The organism is Sediminibacterium sp. FW305-C-61 (assembly GCF_058231065.1).
In genome coordinates this window covers 508084-529402 of sequence record NZ_JBIQXR010000002.1, presented here as the reverse complement: position 1 = coordinate 529402, position 21319 = coordinate 508084, and the positions used below count along the sequence as shown (strand labels likewise).

At 37.8% G+C, this 21319-nt stretch carries 16 protein-coding genes; 1 reads left to right on the top strand and 15 read right to left on the bottom strand.

From position 1 onward, the window contains the following. Nucleotides 1-8: 8 nt before the first annotated feature. The 10 genes from ACH30E_RS07525 to ACH30E_RS07480 form a co-directional block, all read right to left on the bottom strand. Nucleotides 9-968: a DUF2231 domain-containing protein gene (locus tag ACH30E_RS07525; protein WP_490824321.1), complete on the bottom strand. Its 960-nt coding sequence runs from the start codon at nt 966-968 to the stop codon at nt 9-11. A 191-nt stretch (nt 969-1159) separates the two neighbouring features. Further along, nucleotides 1160-2416, bottom strand: coding sequence for a glycosyltransferase family 87 protein (locus ACH30E_RS07520; protein WP_490824320.1), 1257 nt, complete (start codon nt 2414-2416; stop codon nt 1160-1162). A 225-nt stretch (nt 2417-2641) separates the two neighbouring features. Continuing rightward, nucleotides 2642-5809 carry an efflux RND transporter permease subunit gene (locus ACH30E_RS07515; protein ID WP_490824319.1) on the bottom strand — a complete coding sequence of 1056 codons (3168 nt, stop codon included), beginning with the start codon at nt 5807-5809 and terminating at the stop codon, nt 2642-2644. A 92-nt stretch (nt 5810-5901) separates the two neighbouring features. After that, nucleotides 5902-6333 (bottom strand): hypothetical protein, encoded by a 432-nt coding sequence (locus ACH30E_RS07510; RefSeq protein ID WP_490824318.1) that lies wholly within the window; start codon nt 6331-6333, stop codon nt 5902-5904. Nucleotides 6334-6371: 38 nt separating this feature from the next. Further along, on the bottom strand, nt 6372-7364 hold the full coding sequence (locus tag ACH30E_RS07505; protein ID WP_490824317.1) for a DUF8832 domain-containing protein: 993 nt from the start codon (nt 7362-7364) through the stop codon (nt 6372-6374). Between the two features lie 21 nt (nt 7365-7385). Beyond that, entirely contained in the window at nt 7386-7736 is a 351-nt protein-coding gene (locus tag ACH30E_RS07500) for a heavy metal-binding domain-containing protein (protein ID WP_490824316.1), read from the bottom strand. A gap of 24 nt (nt 7737-7760) precedes the next feature. After that, a complete protein-coding gene (locus tag ACH30E_RS07495) occupies nt 7761-8210 on the bottom strand; it encodes a nuclear transport factor 2 family protein (RefSeq protein ID WP_490824315.1) in 450 nt (149 codons plus the stop codon). A 19-nt stretch (nt 8211-8229) separates the two neighbouring features. Continuing rightward, nucleotides 8230-9909, bottom strand: a complete 1680-nt coding sequence (locus ACH30E_RS07490) for an efflux RND transporter periplasmic adaptor subunit (protein WP_490824314.1) — start codon at nt 9907-9909, stop codon at nt 8230-8232. Next, entirely contained in the window at nt 9906-11096 is a 1191-nt protein-coding gene (locus ACH30E_RS07485) for a TolC family protein (protein ID WP_178887972.1), read from the bottom strand. Before ACH30E_RS07485 ends, ACH30E_RS07490 begins: the two co-directional genes overlap by 4 nt. A 91-nt stretch (nt 11097-11187) precedes the next feature. Continuing rightward, nucleotides 11188-11718: a hypothetical protein gene (locus ACH30E_RS07480; RefSeq protein WP_439516062.1), complete on the bottom strand. Its 531-nt coding sequence runs from the start codon at nt 11716-11718 to the stop codon at nt 11188-11190. Nucleotides 11719-12140: 422 nt separating this feature from the next. Here ACH30E_RS07480 and ACH30E_RS07475 point away from each other — a divergent pair, with 422 nt between their 5' ends. Then, the gene (locus ACH30E_RS07475) at nt 12141-14342 is read left to right on the top strand and encodes a TonB-dependent receptor family protein (RefSeq protein ID WP_490824313.1); all 2202 of its coding nucleotides are present in this window, start codon (nt 12141-12143) and stop codon (nt 14340-14342) included. Between the two features lie 33 nt (nt 14343-14375). Here the strand turns inward: ACH30E_RS07475 and ACH30E_RS07470 are convergent, their stop codons facing one another. The 5 genes from ACH30E_RS07470 to ACH30E_RS07450 all read right to left on the bottom strand — a co-directional run bounded on the left by ACH30E_RS07470 (nt 14376) and on the right by ACH30E_RS07450 (nt 21311). Next, nucleotides 14376-15623, bottom strand: coding sequence for a type II restriction enzyme NmeDI-related protein (locus ACH30E_RS07470; RefSeq protein WP_178887975.1), 1248 nt, complete (start codon nt 15621-15623; stop codon nt 14376-14378). A gap of 37 nt (nt 15624-15660) precedes the next feature. Continuing rightward, nucleotides 15661-16902, bottom strand: coding sequence for a sterol desaturase family protein (locus ACH30E_RS07465; protein ID WP_178887976.1), 1242 nt, complete (start codon nt 16900-16902; stop codon nt 15661-15663). A 64-nt stretch (nt 16903-16966) separates the two neighbouring features. Then, on the bottom strand, nt 16967-17716 hold the full coding sequence (locus ACH30E_RS07460; RefSeq protein ID WP_490824312.1) for an AraC family transcriptional regulator: 750 nt from the start codon (nt 17714-17716) through the stop codon (nt 16967-16969). 1037 nt (nt 17717-18753) lie between these two features. Continuing rightward, entirely contained in the window at nt 18754-19950 is a 1197-nt protein-coding gene (locus ACH30E_RS07455; RefSeq protein ID WP_178887978.1) for an efflux RND transporter periplasmic adaptor subunit, read from the bottom strand. Between the two features lie 2 nt (nt 19951-19952). Then, on the bottom strand, nt 19953-21311 hold the full coding sequence (locus ACH30E_RS07450) for an efflux RND transporter periplasmic adaptor subunit (protein ID WP_264900365.1): 1359 nt from the start codon (nt 21309-21311) through the stop codon (nt 19953-19955). Between the last annotated feature and the right edge of the window lie 8 nt (nt 21312-21319).

Sequence of the window (21319 nt, the reverse complement as noted above, 5' to 3'; positions counted from 1 at the left end):
AATGTTATTTATTGGTTTGTCTGCTTGTAATTCTTTTTACGGGCCGGGTTATTATCAGGAAAACGAAATGTATCCATCGGATTCTTCGGTGGCATTTTCATGTTGCCCATGCCAGGCATGTCTGTCTTCCTCATGTCATTCATATTCATTGATGAATCCATTTTCATCTTATCCATTCCCGGCATGTTATTCATATTTTTCATGTTCATAGAAGAACCCATTTCCATATCCTTCTTGTCTTTCATGTTATCCATCCCGGGCATATTCTTCATGTTCTTCATTTTATCCATCCCTTTCATGTTTTCCATACCCTTCATATTGTTCATGCTTGTGCTTCTATCCATGCCGGGTATATTCATGTCTTTCATATCCATAGAAGAATCCATTTTCATGTTTTCCATTCCTGACATATTATCCATATTGTTCATGCCGGACATCGTATCGGTCATGTTCATTGCCGTATCATTTTTCATATCCATGTTCTTCATGTCACCCATTTTGCCACCTTCACCATGGCCTTTCATTAAATATCTGCCCATAGGGCCGATGCCAGCTATATGGGTAAGCCTTGCCCCGTGATGCCCGGCAATGGAAAGAAAAACGGCAGCCATAATGGCGGCTATCAATACAATAATTTCAAATGAGCGGCGATTGATTTTGAAAAACACACCAATGAGTTTCAGCAAAAATGTAATGCCACTCATCCAAAGAGTCAGCTGTGCAAATTTCTCATGCTGTTCAAATATTTCCAATGCTGCTTTGGGGGCGTCTGCAGACGGCTCTGCATGAAAGACCGTGCTGGCAGCAAGCGATGAAAAAAAGGCCCCACCCATAATAACAAGTGCAACCCACTTTATCTGCTTCAGTTCTTTCCAAACCAGCATGGCCTGTAAAGCCACAGCCAATAAGATCAGTACAATGGGGAAATGTACTGCAAGAGGATGTAATGAAGGAAACTCTTTGAACATATTTAATAATTTACTGCTGATATTATTTGAGGAATATGAAATCCAACTCAACCCTAATCTTTTCTTTTGCCACAGCAATCCTGCCCGTTTCGTTTCTTCCTGTTTCAATAAAATATTGCAGCCTTTCTTTATAAGTAACTTTTTCGGTTTTACGATAGTCCTAATAATATCTTCATTTTCGTTACATTAAGTTACCGCTTTTGCTCCCCTTCTTTTATCAACCCCGTTGTCTCGTTGGATTGTGCAAAAGGTATTATTGTCTTTGATATTAGTAAAATCACCGATACTATTATCATCAAGATTGTAATAAAACAGTAAAATTGGGAAAAATCATATAAAGTACCGCCCACAGTATCAGTTCCTATCACACCTATAAAAACACAAAAAGTCAGTAATGTGTATTTCGTTTTTTTATACCCTTCAAATCTAAGTGAAGCAAATAAATAGAGATAAATAAATGAAGTTGAAACATGATGATGCTCCCAAACTCTTCCAGATATTAATAATGATATAAGAAACATTAAGCAAAAATCAACCCCGGTAAATACATTATCTTTATGTTTGAGAATACGGTAAATAATTCGACCAAAAAACCCACTTAATAATAATACTTGAATAACCCTTATCAGTAATTCAAGATTATATTGGGTTAGACGAAGACTTGGCGAGATACCTAGCGAGTCATTTCCAGTATTTAGCTTAGCAAGAAAAGAAGGAATGCCCATACTAATTAAATCTCCATCGATTTGCCCTCTTGCAAAAGGTCGAAGAAATGCATTGTAGTAATCTACCCAGTCGCCGATACCTCTTTCTAATCCTCTAAATATAAATGGAACAAATATGAATGGAAGACTTAATAGTATTATTCTACCCCAATCTTTATAACCTCTCTTTAAAGCTATAGAAATCAAGAAAATAATTGGTATTATTTTAAGAAAGCATCCTGCTAAAAAGAATATGTAACTCAAGTTGTACTTTCCCCGTAAATAATACAATATTCCGAATAATGTCGTGTTTAACACAATCAGATTAGCTTGTACCCAAATGAAATTGTGCCAATAAAATCTAGCAGAGCAAAGAAACGCAAGTAATAATGGTACTGTGCAATTTTTCGAAGGAAAAAATTCGTTTGAAATTTTATATAAAAGGAAAAATGAGTATATCCACAGAATAAAATTTATTATGTAACAAAATAAAATTGCTGAAGTGTGAAAGGAAAAAATTGAAAAAAGTTGAAAAAGCATTGCAGCAAAAGGTGGATATGTAAAGCCGCCGTCTTTAAGCCCTTGTGTATAAATTGGCTTATTTTCCAAAAAGTCCTTACCCCCTTTATAATAAATATAGAAATCTCCATTGATGTCTTCATTCATTCCCTTATTGTATGCTAACAAAAGGAATGCAATGCTAATTGACATTAATATGGCAATATTCAATTTTCCGTTTTTCATTCCAGTTAAGGCTTAGCTTATAGTTTATGAAATTGACTTCAAAAATTAATCGCGCTTTACAATTTCGAAAAATATTAATGAGCTCAAACTACTTTCGTATTTTCAAGTTGGCAGGGTTCAGAAACCCTGCTCCAAAACTGTTTCACTATAAATAAGGAACCCAAAGCAGAGCCCACCCCATATTCTTTTCTTTAATACTAAAAAAAAATATTCATTACCATCACTTTACGCCAACTCCTTTTTTTCCTGCTCAATCAAGTATTTCTTCAGTGCCTTTTCTCCAAAAAGTTTAAAAACAACAGGAGTTACAATCATATCCAGTAAGGTTGAGCTTACCAATCCACCTAAAATAACCGTAGCTACCGGGTACAGAATTTCTTTACCGGGAGCCGTAGCATCCATTGTTAGCGGTATCAACGCAAAAGCTGCAACTAATGCCGTCATTAATACAGGCACCAATCTTTCCAGTGAACCACGGATAATCATTTTGTCTCCAAACACTTCGCCTTCATGTTGTACTAAATGGATATAGTGGCTAATCATCATAATACCGTTTCTGGAAGCAATACCGGTAAGTGTAATAAAGCCAACCATGGTGGCAATAGAGAAAACACCACCCGTAAGCATTACGGCTATTACACTGCCGATTAAGGCTAATGGTACGTTCAGCATTATCTGCAAAGCAATACGGCTGCTTTTAAAATGGCTATATAGTACGAGAAATATACCTGCAATAGAAAAGATGCTGAGCAGGGTAATTAATTTGGAAGCTGATTGCTGACTTTCAAACTGACCACCCCATTGCAGATAATAGCCTTCCTGTAAGGGCAATTCTTTCTTTACTGTTTCCTGCATTTCTTTTACTGTGCTGCCCAGGTCACGCCCTTGCACATTGGCAGAAACAACAATACGGCGTTGCGTATTTTCATGGTTAACTGCATTGATGCTGTTCTCCAGTTCAATCTTTGCTATTTGTTGCAGAGGTATCAATGAACCATCCGATGCTGCAATCTGTGTATTCCGAATAGCTTCAATATTCTTTCTGGTGCTGTCATCAGTTCTTAACACAATATCAAAACTTTTTTGACCATCAATGATCTGGCTCACTACTTTGCCATTGTAAAATATTTCCAATTCATCTGCAACATTTCCCACCTGTAAGCCATAACGCTGCACCGCCATACGGTCAAGTTTTATCATTAACTGCGGTACCATTACCTGGTTCTCAATCTGTACATCAACCACACCCGGCACAGTAGAAATAATTGATTTTAATCCTTCGGCATTAGAGCGAAGCGTCAATAAATCATTACCGAATATTTTAACTGCCACCTGTGCTCTTACTCCGGAAAGTAAATGATCCAGACGGTGAGAAATAGGCTGACCAATATTTATGGAAACACCTTTTAAAACGGAAAGATTAGTACGCATCTCTTCCAGGACTTCTGCCCTGCTTCTCCCACCAGGTTTTAAGGCAACTTCAATTTCAGTTGAGCTTGGCGGCTCTGCATGTTCATCTAATTCTGCCCGACCTGTTCGGCGTGCAGTTAGTGCAACTTCCGGCACTTTTAGCATTTGTTGTTCGGCGATTGTACCAAGCTTATTACTTTCTTCTAACGAGGTTCCTGCCGGAGCCACCATGTTTACCGTATAACTTCCCTCATTAAAAGGTGGTAGAAATTCTGTACCAAAAAAAGGGATAATGCTGATAGAGGCGATGATCAATGCAATAGCCACACCGGTTATTGTCTTTGGGCGTTTTAACCCAAAATGAAGTAGCCTGACATCTTGTTTTTTTAGCCAGCGAACAAGAGCGCTATCCGGTTCGTGTACAGCATCAATACTGGCTTTCTCTTTTTTGCGTTTCCAAAAAGCCAGATTGATATGGCGTAAATGATTTTTCTTTTCTAATAAATAGCTGCACAGTACTGGTGTAACTGTAAGTGATACCACTAGTGATGCAACAATAGAAGTGATGTATGCAATTCCAAGCGGGGCAAATATTCTTCCCTCAATTCCCTGTAAATAGAACAAGGGAATAAATACCAATACTACAATGATGGTGGCATACACGATTGAATTTCTCACTTCACTGCTGGCATCATAAATTATTTTAAGCAGCGGCTTCGGTTTTTCACTGAGCCAGTTTTCTTTCAAACGACGGTATACATTTTCTACATCGACAATTGCATCGTCTACCAACTCACCAATGGCAATAGCCAAACCACCCAGTGTTAATGTGTTGATAGAAATATCAAAAAACTTAAAAACGATGGCTGTTATAATAAGTGATAGCGGTATTGCGGTAAGTGTTATAATGGTAGTACGAAAATTGAGAAGAAACAGAAATAGAATAATAATTACAAGAATGAACCCATCCCTTAATGCTTCTTCAACATTGCTAAGGGAGTTTACAATAAAATGTTTTTGCTGAAAAACATCCGTATTAATTTGGATATTCTTTGGCAGGGATGCTTTTATTTCCTCGATTGCTTTTAATGATTCACCAGTAACATCGATAGTGCTACTGCCGGGTTGCTTTTCGATACTAAGTATAACGGCAGGTTTTCCATTAAACGAACCATCGCCTCTTTTAATGGGGCCGCCAAATTTTACTTCTGCCACCTGTTTTAATAATACAGGTGCAGCATTTCTGTTGCTTACAACCGTATTGGCCAAATCGTCTAATGTATTGGCACGGCCAATATTTCTTATCAGTGTTTCGGAACCTTTATTATCGACGAAACCGCCCGTTGTGTTTTGGTTAGTTAGTTGTAATGCATTGTCAACATCATCAATGGACAAATTATACTGCCTTAGTTTTTCACTTGAAATCAAGACCTGGTACTGCATTCTTTCTCCACCAATAGGTATTACCTGACTTACGCCTTTTACACTCATCAGCCTTCGGCGTATGGTGAAATCAGCCAGTGTTCTTAAATCAGCAGGCGAAACGGTATCACTTGTCACCGCCACCATCATAATCTGCCCCATGATGGAACTGATGGGGCCCATTACGGGTGTAATACCTTTAGGCAGTTGAATGTTTTGTAACTTCTCAGCAGTTAATTGTCTTGCACGGTAGACATCCGTATTCCAGTCAAACTCCACAAAAACCATCCCTAATCCGGGGCTCGCTACGGAACGGACTACTTCCACACCCGGCGCACCATTTAATTGTGTTTCCACCGGCAGGTTTACCTGGCTTTCTACTTCTTCCGGAGCCATACCATTGGCTTCTAAAAATATGGTTACTCTTGGTCTGTTTAAATCGGGTAATACATCCACCGGAAGATTAACCAACGTAAATACGCCATACACCATGAGCAAAGCAGCCATTGAAACTACAAGCATCCGGTTCTTCAAGGAAAAAAGAATGAGTCTGTTCAGCATAAAATAAAATCTTTAATTGCCATTATACGATCTAAGGCAGAAGCATTATAAATCATAGCAGGCAGTATGCCCGCTATGATTTGGCACCCGTTTTAGTGTTGATGATCATGTCCATCTGCTGCAGGCTTATCCTTTACCATAAGGTCAAAAGAAGCCGATGCGGTTTTGTCCCCGGTTGTAAAAGTCACAATGGCCTTGTTGTACTTTTTGGCCTTGTCAAGGGTGTACATAAACCCTTCGTTTCCACTTGGGGTTAATGTGATGGTTGAAGTTTTTCCGTCTGCCATTTGAATAACAGCTGTTCCTGTTACACCTTTATTCTTTATTGCTTTCTCATTTGCATCCAGCAAATAGGCCATTACCATACCGTCTTTTACACTTACTTCAATATGAAATCCCCCGGCCGACTTAACTGTCCCTCCGTGTGGTGAACCATGTTTATGATCACCACCACCACTATGCTGTGCAAATGTTGTAAAAGTTGCTATCAGCAGTACTGTCATTAGAATTGTTATCTTTTTCATTTTTTTTAATTTTAATATTTCCATTTTTTGTTTAAAAATTAATGTTTCATTTCTTTCATATCCTTATTACCATGATCCATATTTTTCATGCTAGCTCCTGTTCCTTCTGACACATTCATTACAAAATCACTTGTATAAATTTTTCCCTTGCTTTGAAACTGTATCCAGCCACGATATACACCGGGTTTTTCAAACTTAGTATGTAAATCAAATTTTCCACCTTCTACGCTTGGGTGTACATGCAAATATTTTTTATCGTCAAGGCTTACTACTACCATGTGGGCTTTTGCTCCAAGGTAATCTTCTAAGGTTGTTACATCTACTTCTTTACCGTTTAGCATTACTACTCCATTAATGTGCATGGGCATATTGGTTAAAAACTTACCACCCTCAGGAGTAAGTAAGACAGAAAATCCATCCCCGGCGGCGCTGGTTAGTCTATCTGCTCCATACACTTTTGCTGCTGGCACTGTACCTGCTACACTTACATTTAAATAGTCAACCGTATGATTGGCACCACTTGGCTTATAGTCAGCAAACAAAGTGTACTTGCCTGGAGCCGGAAATTTTTCTTTCACTGTGTAAGAACCATCTGCGTTGAGTTCAGGATGTATATGGTCAAACCAACTAAGGTCATCACTAACAACAATGAGGTGTATTTTTTTGGTGTGCTCTACATCCAATGGAACCTGCTCAGTAGGTTTATCCTTTATTTTTGGAGTCATGGATAAAGTAACTTCTTCTCCGGGCTTAGGAGATGTCGGGCTATATGTAAACTGCATACTAACATTGTTTGGACCACCAGCATTGTCATTATGCTCCAGTTTCATGCCGCATTTTGGGCAGGTATCGCCTTCTTTGCCTGTTACTTCCGGGTGCATAGGGCAGGCATAAATATGGTCACCACCTTCATGCGACATTTCTGTTTTTGTTGAAGCGTTTTTTTTATCGCCACTGTCATTGCATGCTGCAAAGACCACGACAGAGCTAATAGCGAAAATTGCCATCGTAATTTTTAACACTTGTTTCATTTGCTTTATTTTATTGAATAGTTAATTGTGATCATGACCCTTATGATTATCTGTCGAGTTTTTTGCCTTCACTTTGGTCAGGTTCATATTGCATTTAGGACATTTTCCTGCCTTATTGTAAGTTTTATCACCCTCACATTTCATGGGGCACTGGTAAATGGCATCGACCGGTTTTGGCAGAGCCTTCAAATTCATATTGCATTTAGGGCATTTACCTGCTTTATCATAGGTTTTATCGCCTTCGCACTTCATCGGGCATTGATAAATAACTGAATCGGCGACTGCAGTTTTATTTTTTGTTGATTGTGCATTTACAGCAGTAAAACTAAAAACTGCTATTGCCAGTGAAAGGATAACGCTGATTTGTTTCATTTTTTCTTTTTTATAATTTGAGATTTATTTTGCTTTCCTAAATGAAGAATGTGTTTGCACAATCTTCCAGCCAGCTTTTGTTTTTCTTAAAACTGAAGTAGCTACTCCCTGACTTTTTATTTCCTTAGCATCTTTAGCAAGAACGATGGTATAGATATACGTTTCCGTTGAAAAAGCATATTCACCTGCCATTGTTACATCTACTTTATAATTACTGAAAGTGAAAGATTTGAACGCTTTCAGTTCGGGCCCCAGATGATGTTCCAGATAATGACCAATTGTGCCTTCATCGCTCGCCTGTTCATACACTTTAGAGTCTTTTACAAAAAGATTCACAACACCGGCGGTGTCTAATTTTTCAATTGCTTTTTTGTAATTGTTCAACACTGCTTTTACAGCTTCACTATCGCCGCTTTGTGCAAAGGTTGCGGTAAAAGTTGCCAGTAGCAGGGACATCATTAATAACTTTTTCATGTTTGTTTGTTTATTTTGGTTATTGATTTAAATACATCATTTTCATTTGATACACATTGGCAGTAACAGCTCTTTCGCCGTCTTCAGTACCCTTGGTGACAACGGTAAACTTATCATTGCTTTGCCCTTTCACTATGAAGCTGATACTATACTGTTCAGCTTTATCTTTTATAAAAATGGCCGGCTTACCATTCACATCAGTAATTGCTTCATTAGGTATCACTACCTGCCGGATGACATTATTTCCTGTCATCCGCACATTTATATTCTCACCAATTTTGAACTGCCCTCTTGGATTGATGATTTCAAATACGACTTTCTGAGATTGGTTACCTGTATTTACTGATTGGGCAGTGCTGATCACTTTCAATGTATAAACCAGTGTATCTGTATTTGAAATAGTAGTAAACCCTGTTGCTAGTTTCAATTTTTGAGCGTCACCTGCAAATACCTGGGCTTCCACAAATACCTGATCAAGATTGGTTATTTCAAACAAGGTTTCTCCGCTGTTTACCACAGCGCCAATTGCATAATTAAATGTGCCAACAACACCACTAACAGGAGAAGAAAGGCTTATAGTTTTTGTATTACCGGTATTCTTTCCAGTGTTGGCATCAAAGAGTGCCTTATTTTTCTGGGCACTTTCCAAACGGGCTTTGGCCTCGGTAATATCTTTCTTTGCGGCAATGTCTGCGATACCCAACAACCTGTCATATTGCGCTTTGGCAGCTTCATATTCTGCATTTACACTGTTACTTTGGGCGTTGATACTAATTTGCGTCCCGGCATCAACCTGTTGCTCTATTACAGCTACCACTTGCCCTTTGCCAACCCGTTGACCGGGAGCTACTCTTAATGAAACGATTTTACCTGATTGCGGCGTTTGTATGACTGCCCGGCCCTGCGGAGCTGCAGTTACTGTTCCTAGTAAAACGGATGATTCATTAAAATCACCTGTGCTAATTTTCTGCGTTTGAATATTAAAAAGGAATTGTGTTTCCTTTTCAACTATAAAGGTGGTAGAAGAGCCACCGCCAGTTTTACCTGCCGCGTCACCATGGTCTTCACCACCATGTGCAGATACCGGATTGTAAGTGGCTGTTGGCAAAAGACAAAAAAGAATAATTGCTCCCGTAATTATTTTCCTGCTGCGACCTCTGCTAACAAAGAACATAACAAGCAAGCCGGTCAGCAAACCAATCAAACCAAAAAACCAATTGCTGCTATACCAATGAGAATGCGGGGTGCTCTCTGTTGTAACTACTGCAGTCAATTCTTTCCCTATTTCAATATTGCTTAGTTGAATTAAATCAATGCCTGCATAGCTATTGATATTGAGTACAAGATTGTATACTTTCTTTGCTGGAAATGTAGTTTTCAATTCAAATACGCCCTTATCAATCCTTGTAACAGTAATCTTTATATTAGGATTGTCAGCTACTGTCACTTCCATTATAGCGCTGTCGATAGGGCTATTGGTATTGTATTCACTTAAATACAAACGAAGCGATGCTTCCTTGCCTGGTGCTATCGGGCTGTACTTTAACAATACTTCATAGACTTCAGAAGCAGCCTCAGAGGAGAAATAACTTGCAGGTGATATAGCTGTTTTTTTAGCATCCCCATGGTCTTCGCCGCCATGTGCAAATGTAAATACCGGCAATAGCCCCAATAAAAATTGAATGATTATTCGTTTCATAACTGACCCATTAAATATTTGTGATTGATAACACTGAGATTATAATTTCGTACTGCTTCTAGGTATTTCTGGTAAACAGTGTAAGCATCGTTGCTGTTTCTTAGTAAACTGATATAATCAATTTCACCACTCACAAAAAAGCGTTGTGAAGTAGTAATCACTTCCTGTGCTTTTCTTAACCCTGTTTGTTGATAATACTGAACAGACTGCCAGTTGGTTCGCATTTCGCTGTTTGTATTAATCGTTTGTGCAGATAAGTCTTGCTGCAATCCCTGCTGTTTGCTTTGAATAACCTGTTGCTCCGTCTTGGCAGCATTGATATTACTTTTATATTGTCCGAACCATAACGGAATAGTTACGCCAACCCTGAAACGATTCAACCATTTCGTATCCCTTTCGCCCTGGTTGAAATAACCAAAAGCCAACCCAGGTAGCGCTTTGCTTTTTTGCAATGCAATATTTTGTTTGGCTACATTCTCCTGCTGCTGTAATATCTGTAGGGCAGGATTTGCAAATAACGCTGTGGAATCAGGCGCAAGAGATAACTGTACCTGAGAAAGTGAAATAGCAAGTGGCTCTACTGAAATAGGATCTTTAATGCCTGTGAACCATTGCAACTGCGCCTTTAAAGAGGAGGCTCTTACAAGCGACTGTTGATATTGATTATGAATTTCACCATACTGTGTTTCAGCAAATGTTTGTTGCAGATAATCTATTTGCCCAGCTCTGAACTGGCGGATGGCAGACAGCTTTATTTTTTCGTACAGGGTATCCTGTATGTATAATTGTGAGGCTAGCGAATCAGCGTATTGTATTTCTAAGTATAAGACTTTAACTCGATACTTTAACTCTGCTTCTGTTAGTTGCTTTTCTTTTTGCGCCACACCAATTTGCTGCTTTTGCAAACGGTACTGATTACTGTACACGGTGGGGAATTCAAACGACTGCGTAATGCTACCGGTATAAAAGTTACCTGTTGGGCTTTCCCAAAAAAACTCGGGATTAGGAAGATTGATGGCTGATTTCAGTAACTGCTGCTGTTGTTTTACTTGCAGTGATGCAGCTTGGATATTCTTGTTATTAGCCAATGCCTTAGACACAGCTTCATCTTCTGTGAGCACCTGCTGTGCCGATGCTGAAAAACTGATGAAGCCTGTAAGAAAAACTATGATACGATATCTGAACATAAAAATTGATTACGGTAAAACAAATAGCCTCACATTGCAAAACGCAAATGAAGTTGGATGAAGCAAAAAAGCTTCACCTGTTTTACCATAATCAAATCTGGAAACGCTGAATCGCTATGCGTATTTCAGTCGGTGGGGGGTAATAAAAACGAACCTTATAATGGACAGGAAAATCCTTGACAGCCGCTGAGAAATCAATATTAAAATAAGTACTAAGAATTGCCACAAATACCGGCACATTGATACCAGTAGTATTTACGGAAATATTTTTATCCAAATCTTGAAACTCGAGTACTTCATTGGTGCAACATCCGCCATCCTCTTTTGTAAGTAAGTTGTTGCCATCAACGGGAATTAGTGTTGTGGGCTCACTATCATGTTGGTGATTAATGCCATTTTCATGAACATGATTTGTTACTGTTGCTGTTTCCTTTTCATGAACATGGTTTTTCCCATCCTTGTGAATATGCACTTCTGCAGACGCTTCAGTTTGGTTATGATGAGAGGAAGAATTAAAACCCATATCTACACCTATAGCACAGGCAAAACCCACTGCCGTATTTGTCGCAAATACAACCAGCAGGAACAGCGCTTTCAGTTTTATGGATAAACTCCGTTTCATTTATGATGGCTAAAATAAGAGTTTTTAGCGAACCTCTACTCCTTTTAAAGACGAAGATATGGCAGAATGGTTTAGCAAATTTGTAAAATTATAGACAATTTTTATAAAATTTTGCTACCACTTACAGCTATTCTTGCTTGGCTTTCCCGTTGAAAATGTAGCATTTACGTCAGCTAAACGTGTTTTTACCCCTTTTTTCCTGATAGCCTCACACCACTCAACTAAAATTACTGAATCACCGAATTACTATCATATAATAACAGCCGCATGATTTTAATAGTATAAGTTAAATGAAAATAGGTTGCCTGTCTGCTATTTATTGACTAAAACCTAACTATTTCCGCATTGCATAACTCTATTTCCCTTTTACATAAGTGGTATTATATAAGGCATTAGCACTTTTGCAATTCAAAATCATACTTATGAGTAAAAGAGCGCTTGTTTTGTGTTTAATGATATGGGTATTAAATGTAGCTGTCGGGCAAACCAAAAAAGGAAATAGTGATACACTACTGATAAAAAGTCTGCCCGATGTGACTGTAGTGGGTAGAAACAGCAAAAGCGATTATCAGCAAATGCCGGAAATTGTTGGCACAAATATTTATGCAGGCAAAAAGAATACACTGATTGTGCTGGATAATGTGCAGGGTAATGTAGTAACAAATAACATGCGGCAGGTATTGGCAAAAGTACCCGGAATTCATATCTGGGAAAGCGACCCCAGCGGAATTCAGATTGGTATTGCTGCTCGTGGATTAAGTCCCAACCGCAGTTGGGAGTTTAATGTGCGTCAAAACGGATATGATATTGCTGCGGATCCTTTTGGTTATCCCGAAGCATACTATAATCCACAGCTACAGGCTGTACAACGAATAGAAATTGTAAGGGGGCATGGTTCTTTGCAATATGGACCACAATTTGGCGGATTGGTAAATTACATTCTCAGAAATGGCAGCGAAGTGAACAAATCTTTTGAATTTGAGACACAGCAAACAATTGGAAGCAATGGCCTATTCAACAGCTATAATGCAATAGGCGGCAAGAAAGGGAAAGTTCATTATTATACATTTTTCGACCATCGTAATGGAGACGGATGGAGAGAAAACAGCCACTATTTTACAAATGCTGGTTATGGTACTGTAACCTATAATTTCACAACAAAATTTTCATTAACGGCTGAAGTAATGCGTTCGCATATCCGCAGCCAGCAACCAGGTGGTTTAACAGATGAACAAATAAAGCAGGATGCCCAACAAAGTTTCCGCAGCCGGAATTGGTTTGATATAACCTGGACAACCCCTGCATTAATCGCCAACTTTCAAATAAATGAAAACACCCGCTGGAATACCAAATTATTTGGTACCATCGGAGACCGAAACAGTGTTGGATTTTTACAATCCATCACTACCAAAGACAGTATTAACCCTGCAACACTTAGCTACAACAACAGAGTAGTGAATCTTGACCAATATAGGAATTATGGTCTGGAGAGTCGTATCATTACTGATTATAGACTTGGTAAAATGAAAAATACTTTATCTGCTGGTATCCGTTTATATACCGGCACTACCACCAGGCAAGCCGACGGTAAAGGAACAACAGGTACAGGATATGATGTTACCATAACCGGTAATTATCCCCGTGATATTATTTTTAAGTCCAGAAACACAGCTGCATTTGCAGAAAATATTTTTCGCATAAGCGATAAGTTTTTGATAATACCCGGAATAAGATATGAATGGCTGGAAGGTTCATCTTCCGGGCGAAATGGATATACATCAGGCGGTACAGAAATAATCTTACAAAATATTACAAGAGATAGAAGTTTTATTCTCGCTGGTGTGGGAACGGAGTACCATCTTACCAGATCTACTGAGGTATATGCAAATTTTTCCCAGGCTTATCGCCCTATTCAGTTTGCAAATTTGCAAGCTCCACCTACAACCGATGTGGTTGACGCAGATTTGAAAGATGCAAAGGGATACAATATTGATTTAGGCTACCGTGGTAAAGTGAAAGATTTTCTTCAGTTTGATATAAGTGGATTTTACTTACAGTATGATAACCGTGTAGGGACAATTACTGTTAGCGGAACACCTTCATACCGGCTTATTACTAATGTTGGCAGCAGTACCAGCAAAGGGTTTGAGGGGTATGCAGAATTTAATCCTTTCAGGGCATTCGGAAAAAACAAGGATGCAGATTTAATTATTTTTGGATCTTACGGATATACAGATGCTAAATACAGTGGCAACCATAAAGATGCCAGTACAAAAGGTAAGAAAGTGGAGAATGCACCCACGAATATTTTCCGTAGCGGAATAACAGGCGGTTACAAAGGCTTTTTATTAACTGTACAGATTAGCAATGTAGGAGAAACCTTTAGCGATGCCAATAATACAGTTACACCTTCGGCAAATGGCAACAATGGTTTAATACCGTCTTATACTGTAACTGATTTAACAGCTACTTATAAATTTTCAAAAGGGCTAAACCTGAAAGCAGGAGCAAATAATTTATTTAACGAAAGATATTTCACCCGCAGAGCAGGTGGTTATCCGGGACCAGGTGCTTTACCGGCTGACGGAAGAACATTCTTTATATCTGTTGGAGCAAAATTTTAAACGAAAAGCGGCAGTTGCATTAACTGCCGCTTTTTATACTGCCTTCGCTATCTTCTCCATAATATGATGACTCTCGCCAAACTTGCACAGTGCATTGCAATGACTACGTAATTCAGAAAAAAGGATGTATTTAATTACTACATTGTTTTGTTTAATTGCAGGACGGGAAAGTTGAAGGCAAACATCTTTTTCTCTCTTATCAGGCACAATCAGATAGAACACTTCATCACCATCTGCAATTGTATAACTCAAATCTGTCAACCTTAAAATGCCTGAATAAATACTGGTGCTTTTTTCCACTTCAAAAGCAGCAATTACATTATTTGTTCCCTTTTGAAACCACAGCACATCTATTAGTTTTACAGTATTCAATGTATCTTTCTCCAATTGGATATCGGGGAATTGTTGTAAGCTCATAAATGAAAAACTGTTCCCACAGTGTGATTTTGATCTGTCGTTAGAAGCGGCAATCACATCATAGCCCAAGGCACTGCCTATTTTCAATAAATGATATTGCATTTCTGTATGCAGATTTTCTTCGTCCTTTTCCTGCTGCACACTTTCCTGTCTTTTTTCAATTAGTTTTTCCAATTTCTTTCGTTCAGGCTCGGATAAATATGCATCTGCACCCAGTATCAATTTTTGGGTTCCTATTTCAAATAACAGACCAGCAATAGCGCCTAAATCGGATGAAAGTTCTGAACGATACTGATTATTGGCATCAATCATTACTTCTCTCAGCTTCAGGTATTCACTCCAGCTACCTAATTTCTTTTTGTCTTTGTATAGGAAATTGAATCCATTAATAATAGCAGTGTTAAATGGAGGAATAATGGTTGGGTGGAGAAAATAAAGGATACTCGCGACAGCAGGACCAAGGCCTTTAATTTTTAAACCATCCAGTCTTATGATTTCTTTAAGAAGCTGTTCTTCAGTCTTTGCATTCAAACAATTTTCTAAGAATTGTCCGAATGCCTGTTTATTGTTTTCATTCTCATAAATATCAGGAATCCTCAACTTGGGTTTCCAGTAAAATGGATGGGAAGCTCCTTCAAATACCTGCTTTTGCTCTGTAATGCAGGTAAGCACAAACTCTAACGAAGACCCTTTAAAATCAGCAGGAAATTTTTTGCTCTTAATATCATCAATTACCTGCATAACACCACGACGGATGGAACGAAAAGCCTTCAGCCGTTCCTCATTATTGATGAACCATGTGTTATAGACAGACTGATTATCTTCTTTATATTGCCGTATAAGTAGGGCCAAGTTATTGTTCATATGCTGCTTAAAACAGCAAAATACACTATTTGACCCATTAGTTCACCCTAGTAATGGTCTTGGTTTTACCAAATAGCCTCATGCCATGGTAACCCGAAACAATAGCAGTATTTGCATCTTTGAGTTTAATATAACAGCTTGCAGAATGTCCCATATCAGGTAACTGGATTTTGCCACCTTTCCACTCTTTGTCATCAGCATCGTATTCCAAATCCCACAAAACTTTTCGGCCAATTTCAGTTTTCTTTGACGGGTCTTTTACCCAATATATTTTACCAACGTATTTGCCATTTTCTTCAACAACGCTTATCTTTTTACTACCATCCTGAAGCTGCCAGTTGCCGGCAATAGCATCTGCATCCGTTTGAGAAAATGCAATTTCATTCATAAACAACATACCTCCAATCAGTAATATGGTTTTTGAATTTTGCCGAATCTTCTTATTGAAAGGGTAGAGAAATTGTTTCCAGTAGTTTTTGGGAAAGTTCTTTTCCTCAGCAATACCGATAGCACCTAACTCTATGTTCATTTTCGGACTATTATAAGCTGTATTAAAGATACGGTCCCAAATAGTAAGCCATGCGCCGTAGTTAACCTGCGCATCTTTATAATCTGCACGGTGATGCCAGCGATGCAACTCTGCCACACAAAAGATTTTTTTCAAAACACCTGCTTTGTAATCAAGATTGGTATGCTGCATAAACATATTTATAGCCAGAATTGCCAGCGCCGCCACTACCACCGGTTGCGGAGTACCGATTACAAGGCAAAGAATAATGCCAGGTGTTCCCTCTATAACCTGGTGCAATGCATGACGTTTTTCACCATTCAAAAAGTACAATCGCTCCGAACTATGGTGAACAGCATGAAGCTTCCATAAAAATTGGTATTTATGACTCTGCCAGTGCACCAGGAAAAGAAAGAAGTCAATAATTGTAAGAGCAATTATAACCTGCATCCAAAATGGCAATTGCATCGGAAACCACGACAAAAAATGAATGCTGCTGGCCAGCCATATAAAAAGAAACTGAGCAATTAGTTTTATACTGTAATTAATGATGTAGTAAGTAAGGTCAAGGTTCCAGTCATTTTTACCACTTACCCAATTCTTTTCATAAGGCATCCATTTTTCCAATACTAAAATTAATATGCCTGTAAGAGTAATAACAGGTATAGTTGCAAGATATTGGTTGTACCCTGATTTAATTCCATACAAAATAATGGCAGAAGTTGATAACATGATAGCAGGATAAATCCATAACTGAAATACTTTCTTCATGCGAAACATTTTTAAAGTGCAAAAATGCTTTACCGAAAAGTAAAAGACTTGAATAAACCTGCTATTATTTGAGAACTTCTGAAGGCGAAACGCCAAACATTTCTGTAAATGTGCGGCTAAGATGGGCTACATCTGAAAAGCCCCCGGCATATGCTGCATTGGTAAACGATTGTCCTTTCATTACTTCTTGTAATGCTGCCTGCATCCGGCACCAAAGTATGTATTTACGAAATGAGATGCCGGTTTGCTCCTTAAATAAATGGGCAAAGCGGCTTTCAGAAAGATGCACTTTAGAAGCTATATTTGCCAAACTTATTTCTCCATGCAAGTTTGAATGAAGAAACGCTATTGATTGTTTAATTCTTTCTTCAATTTGATTGACTGAGCTTTGGCTGCCCGTTAGCTTTTCAACAAGTAAGCCGATTAGATTATGTACATTTTCATCTTCATTTGATGCTGAATTAAACCAATTGACAAATTCAGTTCTTACAGCTTCGATTTCACTACCAGAGTAATGAAGTAATCCTTGTTTTTCCAGATGCACGGATGCTTCCAGCCTATGAGTGTAATTCAATTCAGCATCCAAATAAATGAAAATATAAAAATCATCCTTACCGATAAATTGATGTGGTAAGTCGGCAGCTATAATGCTGCAATCACTTTTTTCAAATTCAGTTCCATTTTTTGAAATCAAGAAAGATTTCTTGAATGACATTACAATTTCAAGGGCATGGTGTGCATGCATTTTTGTTAGCACCTGACGGCCTATATAGACAGCCATGCCCCCGGAGATATAAAGTTTGAATTTTTGCAAGCCTGCTAAATTTTATTATAAAAAGATGTGTTAGCTTAAACGAATGTTCTGAAACCGGTTAATCTATTAAAATTGAATACTGGTCAAGCTGTGAATATTCCATAGGAAAATAGTTATTGTGCTTGAGTGATACAATTATTTTCCGTTTAGTATTATTCATTTTGTCTCTTCAATTGTTTACTTGATACATTGTTATATTTTTAGAAATAAGTTAGGACGAAATGATTTTAACCGTTCTTCAATATTAATGAACCATATGTTGTGAACAGATTGTATATTTTTCTTGTATTGAACGATGATTGGGGAGAGGTCGCTTTTCATCGGTAGTTTAAAACAGTAAAATATATCATTTACAGCAATCCTTTTTCCTTACAAAGAGCACTTTTAAGATTTTCCAGAAAAATTGCCATATTGATTTTACAGTTGCCATTATAACATAGTTAGTAATATTAGTCCACTCATGTAAATCATTAATAAATCCGCCAGAATGGTAATGGTACTCATGGGTAAATTAAATACAGCACCAAGGCAGGTAGGCTTTATTTTCTTTTGTTAAGAACGCTTAATAAAACTACAACAATGCTTACCGTCATTACTACAAAGGTAACGGTATTGGTAAAAATTGGATTGACCCCAGTTAAGAAAGCCAAGCATAAAGATAGCTTCTGCATATGAATTGCATATAAATATGTTTGAATATTTAGATTATTATAGCCCAATTGAACATTGATTAGAGTTCGTTTGATGAAATATCGAAAGAGGGAGGATTTTTATTAATCGACTTCGCATGATTGATTTTTCTTAATGGCATTTTAGTATTAAGCAAGCATTCAAATTTAGGCCAATTAGGAAGACAGTTAGGCACTTGATATCGTTTAGCGGCTAAACGTATTTTACAAGTAAAGAAGGAATCATCTCTATTTCGCATATACGATATTTGATACTTATTTTGAAACGTATATCTTTTGTAAATAGCCATCGTTTGGTACGGATAAACTAAAAGAAAGGTTGCTATTACTTTTAAAAAAATATCAGCTTTACATTTTCATACCCTCCATCGGATTAGCTCCTTTCTTGAAAATATATTCGCTATGGAGCAAATAAGCCCCTTTCAATACAACAATATCTCCTTCGCTCAAACCGGATATTATTTCTATCCGATCATCACTCTCCAACCCCGTCTGTACCATTAAATTTTTAAATGTATTCTTACCAGTCTGTACCCATACAGTCGCCCCTTTGCCGTCTCTTATTACTGCATCAATAGGTAAACTAAGGGACTTTCTTCTAGGACTTTTTAACAATACATAAGCCGACATGCCGGGCTTTAAATAATTACCGGGATTCGGAATAGATATACGAATAAGATTGATTCTTGTAGCCTGATTGATTTCAGGATTTACAAATTCAAGTTTCCCTTTTATTTCCTTATTATTAAAATCTGGAAGTTGAACAGTAACCATACTGTTCTCCTGCAAATCAGCTAATTGCGAGCTATATACCTGTGCCTCTACCCATAATGTTGAAAGATCAGCAAGTTTGACAATTGTACCACCTTCCATTACATAATCGCCTTCCCTTATATCGAGTTCTGTGATATAGCCGCCTGCAGTACTGTAATAGGTGGTTATCGGGCTTGCCTTCTTAGTATTGCCCAGTTCATTAATCTGGGTTTCGTTTAAACCCCAAAGAAGTAATTTGTTTTTGGCACTCTGAACTAATTGATCAAAATCAATAATGGCCTGACTTGAAAAAGTATTTTTCTTATCGATTGCAAGTAGGTATTCCTGTTTTGCATTATTTAAATCTTCACTGTACATTTCATAAAGTGGCGCTCCTTTTTTAACATATTCACCAAGGTTCTTGAAATAAAGTTTTTCTACCCTTCCCATAACCCTGGAGCTTACAGCATATAGCCTCGATTGATCAAAATTCAATGAAGCGGTTAAAATTAATTGATCGCTGATTGTTCCATTTTGGATAGTATCAACCTGAATATTCCCTAATTGAACCTGTTGATCACTCAGTTCCAGTTCATCCTGACTTTCTCCCTTTCTTTTTTTCACTGGTGTTAAGTCCATTTTACAAATAGGACATTTACCAGGTTTATACTCAACTACCTGAGGATCCATTGAACAGGTATAATATTTATCAGTATCAATAGGTTCCTTTATTGTATTCTTGCAAGATAAAACGAGTACTATTGATACTATTATAGAGATGATATACCGCATACTTAGTTTTTTACTTTTATAAAACTTTCACTATCCATAAGAAATTGAGCATTTGCTGCAACTGAATCTTTCATCGTCAATCCTTTGAGTACCTGTATCTGTTTCTCCAGAGAGACACCTGTAATTACTTTGATTGCTCTAAAGCCCTCTGCTGTTTTTTGGAAAACCACTTTTTCTAATCCTAAAGAGAGTACTGCGTCTTTGGGTAACCAATAACCTTTTACAGTATTTCCAAAAATTACTGCCTGAACCTGACTACCAATAGGTATTCTTAAACTGCTATTATTGAAGCCAACTCTTACAGTCTGGGTCTTACTTTCTTTGCGATAAAATGGCTCAACGAAATCAATGGTAGCTTTAAAGTCTTTCTGCCTCGCTGTTTCAGGAATAATACTTACAGCATTACCTTTTTTTACAAAAGATTGATTTTCGCCATATATATTTAGGATAGCCCATGCTTTATCGGGATTAAAGACGGTAAACACTGACTGACCTTTCTGTATATACATCCCTTCTTTTAATGCAAGCGCTTCGGTTTGTTGAGAAATATTTCCCATATTATCATTTGCTACGTTCATTTTATCAACATTGATGGTTTCATGAATATGCCCACTGTAATTACTGATAACCGAAATCGTGAATAAGGGTTTACCCGATTGAATCAATTCCATTACCTGTTGATTGCTCATTCCGAGTAATAAAAGTTTTTCTTTTGCTGCTTCTAATAAAGTCGAATTTTCAGGATCGTTCTTGATGAGAAACAAAAGATTCTGCTGTGCAGTGAGTAATTCAGGACTATAAATATCCATGATACGCTGTCCGTTAGTGACTTTCTGGTATTTATAGCGTACATAAAGTTTTTCGATTCTTCCCGACACCTTGGCAGAAATACCCCCGATCATTCTTGTATCGTAGGCGATATTACCTAATGCATTCAGTTCTATTTGCTCGCTGCTGAATGCAAGGCCAGTAACAGGAATAGACGAGATTACAAGCTCATTGGTTGGCTTGAGCAAAGCGTTCAATTCAATATTTTCCTCTTTTTTATTATTGTTTTCTTTTTTAATTAAATCCATCCCGCAAATAGGACAGGCTCCCGGTTGATCTTTAATGACCGAAGGGTGCATGGGGCAGGTATAGGTAGCATTCTTCTCTGGGTGATGATTTTCCTCCATTTTTACCAAATCCATTCCACACTTGGCACATGTACCAGGTTTATCACTAAATACAGAATCCTCTGGCATTGGACAGGTATACATTTCCTTAGAAACAACTGCTTGGTGATCGCTATGTGTATCTTTATTTTCACAGGCAACCAAAAAGAATACCAGAACTTGTATAAAAAATAATTTCTTCATCATATATACAG